This window comes from Scandinavium tedordense (assembly GCF_024764965.1).
Taxonomy (GTDB): domain Bacteria; phylum Pseudomonadota; class Gammaproteobacteria; order Enterobacterales; family Enterobacteriaceae; genus Scandinavium; species Scandinavium tedordense.
Genome location: NZ_JALIGG010000057.1, coordinates 509,646 through 523,160 on the forward strand (window position 1 = coordinate 509,646; position 13,515 = coordinate 523,160).

Consider the following 13,515-nt stretch of genomic DNA (forward strand, 5'->3'; position numbering starts at 1 on the left):
GTGGCAGATATTGCCACCATTTTTCACTGGCCGCCGTCCGTCACTGAGGTTATGCCGCTGACTGAGGTGCTGGAGTGGCGGCATAAAGCAATCCTGAGAAGCGGGGCCAGCGATGAGTGATAACAACCTGCGCCTGCAGGTGGTACTGAATGCGGTTGATAAACTCACCCGCCCATTCCGAAAAGCGCAGGCCAGCACAAAAGAGCTGGCTTCTGCCGTTAAAAAATCCCGCGATGCCATCAAACAGCTGGACCAGGCCGGAAGCAGTCTGGACAGTTTCCGCAAACTCCAGACCGAAAGTCAGAAATTAGGTGACAGGCTTAACTACGCCCGGCAGCGATCATCCCTGCTTAAAAATGAGCTGGGGGCTATGGGGCCGCCATCACAGCGGCAGGTTGTAGCGCTGGAGCGTCAACGGCTGGCGGTGCAACGGCTGGAGGAAAAGCAGAAAAAGCTACAGCGCCAGAGTGAGCTTGTGCGCGCAGAGCTATACCGGACAGGGATTTCTGCAAAAGAAGGGGCAAGCGCCACAGCGCGTATTACCCGCGAAACAGAACGCTATAACAATCAGCTTTCAATCCAGGAAGCGAGGCTAAAGCGAGTTGGGGAGCAGCAGCGGAAAATGCACGCTGCCCGCGCGGAATATTCCCGCCGTCTGGAAGTGCGTGATCGTGTTGCCGGAGCAGGGGCGACCACCACCGCTGCTGGGGTTGCAATAGGTGCGCCGGTAATGGCGGCGGTGAAAAGCTACGCCAGCATGGAAGATGCCATGAAGGGTGTGGCTAAACAGGTCAACGGCCTGCGCGATGACAACGGCAACCGCACCGCCCGTTTTTATGAAATGCAGGACGCCATCAAGGCCGCCAGTGAACAGCTGCCGATGGCAAATGGCGCGGTGGACTTTGCCGCCCTGGTTGAGGGTGGCGCACGCATGAACGTGGCAAACCCGAATGACTCCTGGGCTGATCAGAAGCGTGACCTGCTGGCCTTTGCCGCCACGGCGGCAAAGGCCTCCACGGCGTTTGAACTTCCGGCAGATGAGCTTTCTGAAAGTCTGGGGAAAATTGCCCAGCTCTACAAAGTCCCGACCCGCAACATTGAGCAGCTGGGCGATGCGCTGAACTACCTGGACGATAACGCCATGTCAAAAGGTGGGGACATTATCGACGTCCTGCAACGCATGGGCGGGGTGGCAGACCGTCTGGATTATCGCAAAGCTGCGGCGCTCGGCTCCACGTTCCTGTCCCTCGGCACCGCCCCGGAAGTGGCCGCCAGTGCGGCAAATGCCATGGTGCGTGAGCTGTCCATTGCCACCATGCAGAGCAAAAGCTTCTTTGCGGGCATGGACCTGCTGAAACTGAACCCGGCGCAGATTGAAAAAGAGATGACCCGGGATGCAATGGGCACCATTCAGCGCGTGCTGGAGAAGGTCAATAACCTGCCGAAAGACAAGCGTCTGGGCGCAATGACGCTGGTTTTTGGCAAGGAATTTGGTGATGACGCGGCGAAGCTCGCAAACAACCTGCCGGAGCTGCAGCGCCAGCTCAAACTCACGTCCGGCGGTGATGCCAGTGGCTCCATGCAGAAAGAGTCTGACATTAACAAAGACTCCCTGTCCTCGCAGTGGTTGCTGGTTAAGACCGGAGCACAGAACACGTTCAGCAGTCTGGGTGAAACGCTGCGCCAGCCGCTGATGGATATTATGGATGTAGTGAAGAGAGTCACTGGCGCGTTACGCCGCTGGGTGGAGCAAAATCCGCAGTTAGTGGGCACGCTGATGAAGGTGGCAGCCGCCGTTGCTGCAATCACCGTGGTGCTGGGAACCCTGGCAATTACCGTTGCTGCGGTGCTGGGGCCGCTGGCGATTTTGCGGTTTGGCCTGAGCGTTATGGGCATTAAAACGTTGCCAACCCTGACAGCGGCATTGTCCCGTTCCGGCAGTGCATTATCGTGGCTGGCAGGTGCGCCTCTTTCTCTGCTGCGTCGTGGCATGGCCTCGTCAGGTGGCAGTGCTGGCTTACTGGCTGGGCCACTGAATGCACTGCGGCGCTCTGCCGGGCTGGCAGGAAATGCCCTGAAAGCGATAGCTGGCGCACCGCTGGCAATCTTTCGCGCCGGGATGGCAGGGTTGCGCGGGCTTCTGGGTCAGGTGATGAATCCGCTGGCACTGTTGCGCAGCAGCCTGGGTGCAGTGGGCGGGGTATTGCGTTTTCTGGTATCCGGTCCGCTGGCGGTCCTGCGCATGGCGTTGTATGGCCTTTCTGGATTGTTGGGTGCCCTACTCAGTCCGATAGGACTGGTTGTGGCGGCCCTGGCAGGTGTGGCGCTGGTTATCTGGAAATACTGGCAGCCCATCGGTACATTTTTAGGGGGCGTCGTTGAAGGATTTAAAGCTGCCGCAGCCCCAATCAGCGCAGCGTTCGATCCGTTAAAACCCGTGTTTCAGTGGATAGGTGACAAAGTGCAGGCGCTGTGGGGATGGTTCACCGATCTGTTGGCTCCGATTAAATCGACTTCTGCGGAGTTGAGCAGCGCAGCAGCGATGGGGCGCGTCTTTGGTGAAGCACTGGCGGAAGGGCTGAACATGGTGATGCACCCGCTTGAGTCGCTCAAGTCGGGGGTGTCCTGGCTGCTGGAAAAACTCGGTATTGTCAGCAAAGAAGCGGCTAAAGCCCGCCTGCCTGATCAGGTTGTTCGCCAGCAACCCGCCACGGTGAACAGTGACGGCAAAGTAATGTTGCCGCCGGGCGGATTCCCGTCCATGGGCTTTGCCGGAATGTATGACAGCGGCGGCGATATTCCTCGCGGTCAGTTTGGCATTGTCGGGGAGAACGGCCCGGAAATCGTCAACGGTCCGGCAAATGTGACCAGCCGCAGGCGCACTGCCGCGCTGGCTTCCGTGGTTGCCGGGATGATGGGCACGGCAGCGGTACCTGCAGAGGCGGTGCCACTTCACCCGATGAGCCTGCCCGCCGCTACATATCGGGCACCGTCGGAAAAACCTGCCAGCCAGCCATCGGTTGTGCGTTATGAAATTAACGCGCCAATCCATATCGTCGCCCAGCCAGGGCAAAACGCGCAGGACATTGCCCGTGAGGTGGCAAGGCAGCTCGATGAGCGTGAGCGCCGGGCCAGAGCGAAAGCCCGCAGTAATTTCAGTGATCAAGGGGGATACGATTCATGATGATGGTGCTGGGTTTATACGTGTTTCAGCTGCGCACGATTCCTTATCAGGAGCTGCAGTATCAGCGCAGCTGGCGACACGCGACCAACAGTCGGGTGAGCCGCCGCCCCTCCACGCAGTTTCTTGGCCCGGATAATGATTCGCTGATGCTTTCCGGTGTGCTGCTGCCTGAAATTACTGGCGGCAGGTTATCACTTCTGGCACTGGAACAGATGGCGGAGCTGGGCAAGTCGTGGCCTCTGATTGAGGGCAGCGGCACCATTTACGGCATGTTTGTGATTGAGAGTCTGAGCCAGACCAAAACGGAGTTTTTCGCCGGAGGAGAAGCCAGGCGGATTGAGTTTACGCTGACGCTCAAACGGGCGGATGAGTCACTGTCTGATATGTTCGGCAGCCTCAGCGACCAGTTGAGCAACCTGCAGGACTCCGCTGCTGGCGCGATTGGTAACATCACAAACACCGTGGGAGGGCTGCTGCCATGAATGTCAGTTCTGACCTTCTCGACCTCAACAGCAAAACGCCCGCGTTCAGTATCGTGATTGAAGGTAAGAACGTGACGGAGGTGCTGGACAAGCGCCTGATGAGCCTGACTCTGACTGACAACCGGGGCTTTGAAGCGGACCAGCTCGATCTGGAACTGGATGATGCAGACGGACAGATTGTGCTGCCCCGACGTGGGGCAGTCATCACCCTGGCGCTGGGCTGGAAAGGGCAGCCCCTTTTTCCAAAGGGCAGTTTCACGGTAGATGAGATTGAACATGCAGGCGCGCCGGACAGGCTGACCATCCGCGCCCGTAGCGCAGACTTTCGGGAAACCCTGAACACGCGCCGGGAAAAATCCTGGCACCAGACAACCGTGGGTGACGTGGTGAAAGACATTGCCGCCCGCCACAATCTGACAATGGCGCTGGGCAAAGACCTGACCAACAAACCGCTGGAACACCTGGACCAGACCAACGAAAGTGACGCGAGTTTCCTGATGAAACTGGCCCGGCAGTATGGTGCCATCGCATCCGTCAAAGACGGGCATCTGCTGTTTATCCGCCAGGGGCAGGGCAGAACTGCGAGCGGAAAGCCGCTGCCGGTAATCACCCTGACCCGCAGCGCCGGAGACAGTCACCGTTTTAGCCTGGCAGACCGGGGAGCTTATACAGGTGTGATTGCCAGCTGGTTACACACGCGGGAGCCTGCGAAGAAAGAAACCACTGGCGTTAAGCGACGTAAGAAAACCACGACAACAAAAGAGCCGGAGGCAAAACAGGGGGATTATCTGGTCGGGACGGATGAAAATGTGCTGGTCCTGAACCGGACCTATGCCAACCGGGCCAATGCAGAACGGGCCGCGAAAATGCAGTGGGAACGTCTGCAGCGTGGCGTGGCTTCCTTCTCGCTGCAGCTGGCAGAAGGGCGGGCTGATCTCTACACGGAAATGCCCGTGAAGGTCAGCGGCTTCAAACAACCGATTGATGAAGCGGAATGGACGATAACCACGCTCACGCATACGGTCAGTGCTGACAGTGGTTTTACTACCAGCATTGATTTTGAGGTTAAAATTGATGATTTCGAAATGGAATGATTAGTTCCAAATTGCGAACAATGATGTATCATTATTGCGAACTGGTTAATAATGAGGGCTGACGAAAATGATGAATTGTCCTATGTGCGGCCAGGCTGCACATACCCGAAGCAGCTTCCAGGTTTCCAACGAAACCAAAGAACGCTACAACCAGTGTACTAACATCGAGTGTGGGCATACGTTCGTGACGCATGAAACTTTTGTGCGCTCTGTGTGCCGTCCGCAAAAAATTAGCGCCGCACCACCTCATCCCAAAGGTATGCAGGAACAATTTGCTTACTGAATCTGACCCGCCGCTGGCGGGTTTTTTAATGGCTGTTGCCGCCATGGCAAAAGCTCTGCCGCCATTTTGTCGCCACAGGCGTCAAAGGTGTGTTCTAACTGGTTGATTATAAAGGCCACGAATTTCAGGCAACAAAAAACCCATCAACCTTGAACCGAAGAGCGGCGGGGTTGATGGGCTCCACAAAATGGGGACATCAAAGAAAAGCAGTGGCACTAATTATGACTACCGCCCCTTCAAAAAGTTCGGTAGTTCACACTTTTTTTTTCTGCTTATTGCATTCTTCAGATTTATCCCAACCCTGGCCATATGACGATAATCAGTGTACCTGCCAGAGTTAACAACACGTTAGCGATGGCGTAAGTACCCGCGTAGCCCAGCGCAGGAATATTACTGCGTGCGGTATCGCTGATAATTTCCATCGCTGGGGCGCAGGTTCGGGCGCCCATCATTGCACCGAACAGCATCGCCCGGTTCATTCGCAGCACGTATGCGCCGAACAGGAAGCAGATAACCACTGGTACCAGGCTGACTGCCAGGCCTGCTATCAGCATCTGGCCGCCGACAACGCCGAGGCCGTGTCCAATGCCGCTCCCGGCGCTTAAACCGACGCCCGCCATAAACACCATTAGGCCGAATTCTTTCACCATATTCAGCGCGCCCTGTGGGATGTAGCCGAAAGTCGGGTGGTTGGCTCGCAGGAAGCCGAGCATGATCCCGGCGAACAGCAATCCGGCCGCGTTACCGATGGCAAAGCTGAAGGAACTGAACTGGAAGGTGACCATGCCGATCATCAGGCCGACGATAAAGAACGCGCAGAAAGCCAACAGGTCGGTGACCTGGCTGTGAATCGAGATAAAGCCGATACGGTCGGCGATGGTTTTCACGCGTCGCACATCGCCGCTGACCTGCAACACGTCGCCCTTATTGAGCACAATGCTATCGTCGATTGGCATTTCAATTTGGCTGCGGATCACGCGGTTCAGGAAGCAGCCATGATCGGTCAGCTTAATTTGCGCCAGACGGCGGCCCACCACGTTATGGTTTTTCACCACCACTTCTTCGGTGACGATGCGCATGTCGAGCAGATCGCGGTCGAAGACTTCTTTACCGTTACGGAAACTCGGGTCGAGTCGCGCATGCGCATCCGGATAGCCAACGAGGGCAATTTCATCGCCCATTTGCAGCACCGCATCGCCGTCCGGATTTGCCAGAATGCCGTTGCGTCGAATACGTTCGATGTAGCAGCCTGTCTGACGATAGATTCCCAATTCACGAAGGTTTTTGCCGTCGGTCCAGGCGACCAGCTCAGGCCCAACGCGATAGGCGCGGATCACCGGCAGATACACTTTACGGTTGGAATCGGTGTCCAGGCCGCGCTCACGGGCGATTTGCTGGGCGCTGGTTTGCAGGTCCTGATGCTGGAATTTTGGCAGATAGCGGGCGCCGAGGATCAGACTCACCAGACCAATCAGATAGGTCAGAGCGTAGCCGAGACTCAAATGATCAAGTGCCAGTGCGAGTTCATCGCCTTTCATGCCAGAGTGGCGCAGGGTATCACCGGCGCCGACGAGCACCGGCGTGGAGGTCATTGCTCCTGCCAGCATCCCGGCGGTGAGGCCGATATCCCAGCCAAACAGCTTGCCGAGGCCAAGTGCCATCACCAACGCAGAGCCTACCATAACCAGTGCCAGCATCAGATAGTTCTTGCCATCACGAAAGAATATGGAAAAAAAGTTGGGTCCAGCTTCTACACCGACGCAGAAAATAAACAGCATAAAGCCCAGATTTAGGGCTTCAGTGTTAATACTAAAATGCTGTTGGCCTAATATCAGAGATACCACTAAAACGCCAATGGAATTACCAAGTTGGATGGATCCGAAGCGTAATTTACCAAGACACAAGCCTAGCGCCAGTACCACAAATAATAACAGGATGTAATTCCCATTTAACAAGTCTGCGACGTTTATATTCACGGAAGCTAACTTCTTGTTTACGAGTAAGTTGTTGAAAGGAATGGCTATTTAGGCTAAGGTTTTCCCCGGGTAGCCAGGAAAAATCTAATATACGGCGGCCTGTTTTTCACCATCAAATTAAGGCCGCTAGTTTAATCGTTCCTGATTGCCGCGGCTAGTAACAATCGTTTGTCCTTAAGTAGGTGCTTCACGGCATGGATTGCTGGAAACTTTATCCAACTGGACGTAGTTGAAGTTTGATAGAGACAAAGTCAGGAGGAATTTTGAGATCTGAGCGAGGTTGGACGGGCGTTATTTGCTGTTTTGTCCTGTTTATTGTGGTGTGTCTTTTTCTGTTACTGCCTATGAAAGGGGCCGTTCGGGCGTCCGGTCATGCGGAGCTGGGCCTGCTGTTCTTCATTATTCCCGGCGCGGTGGCGAGTTTTTTGTCATCGAAGCAGCGGGTATTGGTGCCATTACTCGGGGCGATTCTGGCGACGCCGGTGTGTCTGGTGTTGATGCGTTTTTGGTTGTTTGCGGATAGGTCTTTCTGGCAGGAACTGGCGTGGACTTTCAGTGCGGTGTTCTGGTGCGCGCTGGGTGCGCTATGTTTCTTGTTTATCAGCGGAATGATAAAGGCAAAACGTGGGCGCCAGTGACGCCCACATTTACGCTTAAGCGTAGAGACCCATGTTTTCTTTGGCCCAGGCTTCAAATTCGGTAAAACCGCCAATGTGAGTCTGATCAACAAAAATCTGCGGTACGGTTTCTACCGGTTTGCCGACGGTTTGCTCAAGGTCGGCTTTGCTGATCCCTTCTGCATGAATGTCGATGTAACGGAAGTTAAAATCATCACGCTCAGCGGTCAGTTTTTCTGCCAGTTCTTTAGCGCGAACACAGTAAGGGCAACCCGGGCGACCAAAAATAACGGTAAACATCGTTTTCTCTCCTGAAACTGAGCCTTTCGGCGAATGGCGCTATCATGCCCGTCCTGGCGTCTCGTTGAAAGAAGGTTCTACCTTTTGTTCCGATGGCTTAACCCGATACCCGTCATACTTCAGTTACTGCAACGCGAATTATTTAGGGTCTATGCAGAGGGCTTGTTTCGCCAAACACAGTTGCTATCCTCCCCGTTATACTCGATGACCGGAGACTGACTATGCGCTCACTTGGCGCCCTCCCTAAAAGCGTGCTTATCCTCGAAGCCATTGGCATGGTGATGTTGGTCCTGGCCTGGCTTTCTCTTAAAGACTATGTCGCCTTGCCCGCACCGTTCGCCAGCCCAATGGCGGGGCTAATCATGATATTTGTGGGCATACTGTTGATGATCCCTGCCGCGGTTGCACTGTTTCGCGGCATGGCGCAGACCATTGCCCCACAGCTCATGCAACGTAATGATAAACCGACTTCGCCTGACCAGGAAAAACGTGATGACGCCGACCATTGATCTGCTCTTAAGCCACCGTTCCATTCGCCATTTTACCGACGAGCCAATTACCCAAGCACAACGTGAAGCTATTATTGCCAGCGCGCAGGCGGCGGCCAGCTCGAGCTTTTTACAGTGCAGTTCGATTGTGCGCGTGACTGACCCACAGATGCGCGAGCAGCTGGTAACGCTTACCGGCGGACAACAGCATGTGGCGAAGGCTGCGGAATTCTGGATTTTCTGCGCTGACTTTAACCGCCACCTGCAAATTTGCCCCGATGCTCATTTAGGCCGTGCGGAACAGCTACTGCTTGGCACGGTAGATACCGCGCTGATGGGGCAAAACGCTATGGTCGCTGCGGAATCGCTGGGACTGGGTGGGGTGTATATCGGTGGTATTCGTAACAGCATTGAAACGGTGACTGAACTGCTGAAGCTGCCACAGCACGTGTTACCGTTGTTTGGCATGTGTCTCGGCTGGCCTGCAGATGAACCGGGCACTAAACCGCGTTTGCCAGCCAGTATCGTGGTGCACGAAAACCATTATCAGCCAGTCGATGCCGCCGAACTGGCACGCTACGACGAAGACGTGGCGAATTACTATCTGTCGCGCGACAGCAATACCCGGGCGGATACCTGGAGCGATCATATTCGTCGGACTATCGTCAAAGAGACCCGACCGTTTATTCTGGAGTATCTGCACAAGCAGGGCTGGGCTGTTCGGTAATCGCGCCGGGCTATCCGATAAAATCACCTGCATGTATGATGAGTCTGCCTTTTTCAGGTCATCACAGTGAGGTGTAGGGTGAAAATAGCCATTTTGTCCCGGGACGGAACGCTCTGGTCCTGTAAACGTCTGCGCGAGGCCGCGTCAAAGCGCGGCCATCAGGTCGAAATTTTCGACCCACTTTCCTGCTATATGAACATCAGTCCGGCAGCGTCCTCCATTCACTATAAGGGCCGCCAGCTACCGCACTTCGATGCGGTAATCCCGCGTATTGGCTCGGCAATCACCTTTTACGGCACCGCCGCGCTGCGTCAGTTTGAAATTCTGGGCAGTTATCCATTGAATGAATCGGTCGCGATTACTCGTGCTCGGGACAAGCTGCGCTCGCTGCAACTTCTGGCACGGCAGGGAATAGACTTACCGATGACCGGGATTGCTCACTCCCCGGACGACACCAGCGACATGATCAAGATGGTCGGCGGTGCGCCGCTGGTGGTGAAACTGGTGGAAGGCACGCAGGGCATTGGCGTGGTGCTGGCCGAAACGCGGCAGGCGGCGGAAAGCGTGATTGATGCATTTCGCGGCCTGAACGCACACATTCTGGTGCAGGAATACATTCAGGAAGCCAAAGGCTGCGACATTCGCTGCTTCGTGGTGGGCGATGAAGTGGTGGCGGCCATTGAACGTCGTGCCAAACCGGGCGATTTCCGCTCGAACCTGCATCGCGGCGGCGTGGCAACCGTGGCTGACATCACCCCACTGGAGCGCGAAATTGCCATCAAGTCTGCACAAACGCTGGGGCTGGATGTCGCCGGAGTCGATATTTTACGCGCCAATCGCGGCCCGCTGGTGATGGAGGTCAATGCGTCACCGGGACTGGAAGGGATCGAAAAAACCACCGGTGTCGATATCGCGGGCAAAATGATCCAGTGGATCGAACGCTACGCCCAGCCAGGCTTTTGTCTGAAAACGGGTGGATAGCGCAGGATTTCATCGGTGTCATAGCTTCTGGATTCATTTTTGCGTACCCTAATACGCGTTTCATTTGGATTACGCTTTCATTTCACTGCAAGAGGTTTCAGGGTTTATGGATTCACTCGTCGTTCCGGGTCTGGATACGCTACGTCAATGGCTCGACGAAATGGGCATCAGCTTCTATGAGTGCGATACCTGTCAGGCGCTGCACTTGCCGCACATGCAGAATTTTGAGGGCATTTTCGATGCCAAGCTCGATCTGCTCGACAACGTCGTGCTGTTCTCGGCGCTGGCGGAAGTTAAGCCTTCAGCACTGCTGCCGCTGGCCTCCGATCTCTCTTCCATCAACGCCAGTTCGCTGACGGTGAAAGCGTTCCTCGACATTCAGGATGATAACCTGCCAAAGCTGGTGGTTTGCCAGACGCTGTCGGTCAACGTGGGGGTCACGCGCGAACAGTTCGAATGGTTCTTCCGCCAGAGTGAAGAACAGGTGTCGATGGTTATCCTCGAGGCCGCGTCGCACCAGCTGCTGTTTAAAGGTGACGAAGAGGAAGAGCAACCGATGGAAGAGTCACAATTCCATTTTCTTCACTAAAGTCGAACGTTATGAACGCAGTCGCCACCAGAGCGGCTGCGTAAAACCCATCAATATTCTGCTGTTAACCACTTCTTAAAGAATTATTCACCACTCTACATCCCCAGTTGGCTTACGCCATAAAGTGATCTTGCATAAAAAATTGATAAAAGGCGTTTTTTAACCCGAGCTATAGCCTCGAACCCTGGCTAAAGTTATTCTTGCGAAGCCTTAACAGGGCGCGTGAAACACTGCGTTTATCGTGATGCGGCGCGTAATATCCTGAGGTAATTGCGAGTAATGCCGGCCGGGAGAGAAGCTCTCTCCTTTTCTTTGCAGACTGACAAAATATGCATGAATCTTGCATGCATCGCTGTGCGTATATTTTGGTCCAAATGTTAACGGACGTTGATAAGGAAAAGAGATATGACCGCCTTAAGTAAGAAATGGTTAACGGGTCTGATTACGGGTGCGCTGATGGCTGTCTCTGCAGGCACGCTCGCCGCTGAACAAAAAACGCTGCATATTTATAACTGGTCTGATTATATCGCGCCGGACACGCTGGCTAATTTCACCAAAGAAACCGGCATTAAAGTGGTTTACGACGTATTTGACTCCAACGAAGTGTTGGAAGGTAAATTAATGGCGGGCAGCACCGGTTATGATCTCGTGGTGCCATCATCGCAATTCCTTGAGCGTCAGTCGCAGGCGGGAATTTTCCAGCCGATTGATAAGAGCAAACTGCCGAATTACAAAAATCTCGATCCGGAAATGCTCAAGCTGGTGGCACAAAATGACCACGATAATAAATACGGTATTCCGTATATGATGGTCACCACCGGCATTGGCTATAACGTCGATAAAGTGAAAGCGGCACTTGGCAAAGATGCGCCGGTGAACAGCTGGGATCTTATCCTGAAGCCTGAAAACCTCGAGAAACTGAAAAGTTGTGGCGTCTCATTCCTTGATGCGCCAAGCGAAATCTATGCCGCGGTGCTGCATTATCTCGGCAAAGATCCGAACAGCTCAGATCCAAAAGATTACACTGGCGCCGCGAACGACCTGCTGTTGAAGTTGCGTCCGTCTATCCGTTATTTCCATTCCTCTCAATACATTAACGACCTGGCGAATGGCGACATTTGCGTATCGATTGGCTGGTCAGGCGATATCCTGCAAGCGGCAAACCGCGCGAAAGAAGCCAAAAACGGCGTGAACATTGCCTATACCATTCCGAAGGAAGGGGCGATGGTTTACTTCGATATGTTCGCCATCCCTAAAGATGCGAAAAATACCGATGAAGCGTATCAGTTCCTGAATTATCTGCTGCGCCCGGACGTAGTGGCGAATATCAGTAATCACGTTTATTACGCCAACGCCAACAAAGTTGCGACGCCGTTACTGAGTGCTGAAGTGCGTGATAACCCTGGTATTTATCCGCCAGCGGACGTACGTGCGAAATTGTTCACCCAGAGCGTATTGTCACCAAAAATTGACCGCGTGGTCACCCGTTCGTGGACCAAAGTAAAAACCGGGAAGTAAACCCGCTTTGCCCGGTGAGCTCCAGGCCGCCGGGCAAGAATAAAACGCACCAGGTCAGTGCAGCTGCACTGTGATGTTCTTTGTATGGCACCGGACCATGCAAATGTTTGTTTTTGCCGGAGAGCAACATCGTGACTGACGCAATCCCACGCCCACAGGCGAAAACCCGTAAAGCGCTGACCCCGCTGCTGGAAATTCGCAATCTGACCAAATCCTTTGACGGCCAACACGCTGTCGACGACGTGAGTCTCACTATTTATAAAGGCGAAATTTTTGCTCTGCTCGGCCCATCAGGCTGTGGAAAATCGACGCTGCTGCGTATGCTGGCGGGTTTTGAAACCCTCACCGCCGGGCAAATTGTGTTGGATGGCGTCGATATGTCGCAGGTGCCGCCGTATCAGCGCCCAATCAACATGATGTTCCAGTCCTATGCGCTGTTTCCGCACATGACGGTGGAACAGAACATTGCCTTTGGTCTGAAGCAGGACAAGCTGGCGAAGGCAGAGATTACTGCCCGCGTGCAGGAAATGCTCAGCCTCGTACACATGCAAGAGTTTGCCAAACGCAAGCCGCACCAGCTTTCGGGCGGTCAGCGTCAGCGGGTGGCGCTAGCCCGCAGCCTTGCCAAACGGCCAAAATTATTACTGCTCGACGAACCGATGGGCGCGCTGGATAAAAAGCTGCGTGACCGGATGCAGCTCGAAGTGGTGGATATCCTCGAACGCGTCGGCGTGACCTGCGTGATGGTGACGCACGACCAGGAAGAGGCGATGACCATGGCCGGGCGCATCGCTATCATGAACCGTGGTAAGTTCGTGCAAACCGGCGAACCGGAAGAAATATACGAGCACCCGACGACCCGCTTCAGCGCCGAGTTTATCGGCTCGGTGAACGTATTCGAAGGCCTTCTGAAAGAGCGCCAGGAAGAAGGACTGGTGATCGACTCGCCGGGGCTGGTGCATCCATTGAAGGTGGATGTCGACGCATCGGTGCTGGATAACGTGCCGGTGTACGTGGCGCTGCGCCCGGAAAAAATCATGCTCTGCGAGGAGCCTCCAGCAGACGGCTACAACTTTGCGGTCGGCGAAGTGGTGCACATCGCCTATCTCGGCGATTTGTCTATTTATCACGTTCGCCTGAAAAGCGGCCAGATGATCAGCGCCCAGTTACAGAACGAGCACCGCTATCGCAAAGGTCTGCCGACCTGGGGCGATGAAGTGCGACTGTGCTGGGATGCAGACAGCTGTGTGGTTCTGACGGTTTAGGGGAGGGCGCA

14 protein-coding genes are annotated in these 13,515 nt (G+C 54.7%); 12 read left to right on the plus strand and 2 right to left on the minus strand.

Annotation, left to right across the window (positions count from 1 at the left end):
* The 5 genes from MUU46_RS18365 to MUU46_RS18385 all read left to right on the plus strand — a co-directional run bounded on the left by MUU46_RS18365 (nucleotide 1) and on the right by MUU46_RS18385 (nucleotide 5,043).
* Nucleotides 1-120, plus strand: a complete 120-nt coding sequence (locus tag MUU46_RS18365) for a GpE family phage tail protein (RefSeq protein ID WP_166430180.1) — start codon at nucleotides 1-3, stop codon at nucleotides 118-120.
* Nucleotides 113-3,184, plus strand: a complete 3,072-nt coding sequence (locus MUU46_RS18370; RefSeq protein ID WP_258966277.1) for a phage tail tape measure protein — start codon at nucleotides 113-115, stop codon at nucleotides 3,182-3,184. Before MUU46_RS18365 ends, MUU46_RS18370 begins: the two co-directional genes overlap by 8 nt.
* Nucleotides 3,181-3,666, plus strand: coding sequence for a phage tail protein (locus tag MUU46_RS18375; protein ID WP_258966278.1), 486 nt, complete (start codon nucleotides 3,181-3,183; stop codon nucleotides 3,664-3,666). Before MUU46_RS18370 ends, MUU46_RS18375 begins: the two co-directional genes overlap by 4 nt.
* Complete coding sequence (locus tag MUU46_RS18380; RefSeq protein WP_258966279.1) at nucleotides 3,663-4,760, plus strand: phage late control D family protein; 1,098 nt, start codon at nucleotides 3,663-3,665, stop codon at nucleotides 4,758-4,760. Before MUU46_RS18375 ends, MUU46_RS18380 begins: the two co-directional genes overlap by 4 nt.
* A 67-nt stretch (nucleotides 4,761-4,827) precedes the next feature.
* Nucleotides 4,828-5,043, plus strand: coding sequence for an ogr/Delta-like zinc finger family protein (locus MUU46_RS18385; RefSeq protein WP_058842448.1), 216 nt, complete (start codon nucleotides 4,828-4,830; stop codon nucleotides 5,041-5,043).
* A gap of 290 nt (nucleotides 5,044-5,333) precedes the next feature.
* On the opposite strand, the gene MUU46_RS18390 is transcribed toward MUU46_RS18385, so the two are convergent.
* Nucleotides 5,334-7,019 (minus strand): aspartate:alanine antiporter, encoded by a 1,686-nt coding sequence (locus tag MUU46_RS18390; protein WP_159753952.1) that lies wholly within the window; start codon nucleotides 7,017-7,019, stop codon nucleotides 5,334-5,336.
* A gap of 263 nt (nucleotides 7,020-7,282) precedes the next feature.
* Between MUU46_RS18390 and MUU46_RS18395 the strand changes: the two genes are divergently transcribed.
* Nucleotides 7,283-7,657 carry an inner membrane protein YbjM gene (locus MUU46_RS18395; protein ID WP_258966280.1) on the plus strand — a complete coding sequence of 125 codons (375 nt, stop codon included), beginning with the start codon at nucleotides 7,283-7,285 and terminating at the stop codon, nucleotides 7,655-7,657.
* A gap of 15 nt (nucleotides 7,658-7,672) precedes the next feature.
* On the opposite strand, the gene MUU46_RS18400 is transcribed toward MUU46_RS18395, so the two are convergent.
* Nucleotides 7,673-7,936, minus strand: coding sequence for a GrxA family glutaredoxin (locus MUU46_RS18400; protein ID WP_159753948.1), 264 nt, complete (start codon nucleotides 7,934-7,936; stop codon nucleotides 7,673-7,675).
* Nucleotides 7,937-8,157: 221 nt separating this feature from the next.
* Here MUU46_RS18400 and MUU46_RS18405 point away from each other — a divergent pair, with 221 nt between their 5' ends.
* From MUU46_RS18405 to potG, 6 genes are all read left to right on the plus strand, one after another.
* Complete coding sequence (locus MUU46_RS18405; protein WP_125353840.1) at nucleotides 8,158-8,445, plus strand: DUF1418 family protein; 288 nt, start codon at nucleotides 8,158-8,160, stop codon at nucleotides 8,443-8,445.
* Complete coding sequence (gene nfsA / locus MUU46_RS18410) at nucleotides 8,429-9,151, plus strand: oxygen-insensitive NADPH nitroreductase (protein ID WP_159753946.1); 723 nt, start codon at nucleotides 8,429-8,431, stop codon at nucleotides 9,149-9,151. The genes MUU46_RS18405 and nfsA overlap by 17 nt, the downstream gene beginning before the upstream one ends.
* 78 nt (nucleotides 9,152-9,229) lie before the next feature.
* Complete coding sequence (gene rimK, locus MUU46_RS18415) at nucleotides 9,230-10,132, plus strand: 30S ribosomal protein S6--L-glutamate ligase (protein ID WP_159753944.1); 903 nt, start codon at nucleotides 9,230-9,232, stop codon at nucleotides 10,130-10,132.
* Between the two features lie 106 nt (nucleotides 10,133-10,238).
* Nucleotides 10,239-10,721: a type III secretion system chaperone family protein gene (locus MUU46_RS18420; RefSeq protein WP_159753942.1), complete on the plus strand. Its 483-nt coding sequence runs from the start codon at nucleotides 10,239-10,241 to the stop codon at nucleotides 10,719-10,721.
* A gap of 405 nt (nucleotides 10,722-11,126) precedes the next feature.
* Entirely contained in the window at nucleotides 11,127-12,239 is a 1,113-nt protein-coding gene (gene potF / locus MUU46_RS18425) for a spermidine/putrescine ABC transporter substrate-binding protein PotF (protein WP_159753939.1), read from the plus strand.
* A 131-nt stretch (nucleotides 12,240-12,370) separates the two neighbouring features.
* On the plus strand, nucleotides 12,371-13,504 hold the full coding sequence (potG, locus tag MUU46_RS18430; RefSeq protein ID WP_258966281.1) for a putrescine ABC transporter ATP-binding subunit PotG: 1,134 nt from the start codon (nucleotides 12,371-12,373) through the stop codon (nucleotides 13,502-13,504).
* Nucleotides 13,505-13,515: the final 11 nt, after the last annotated feature.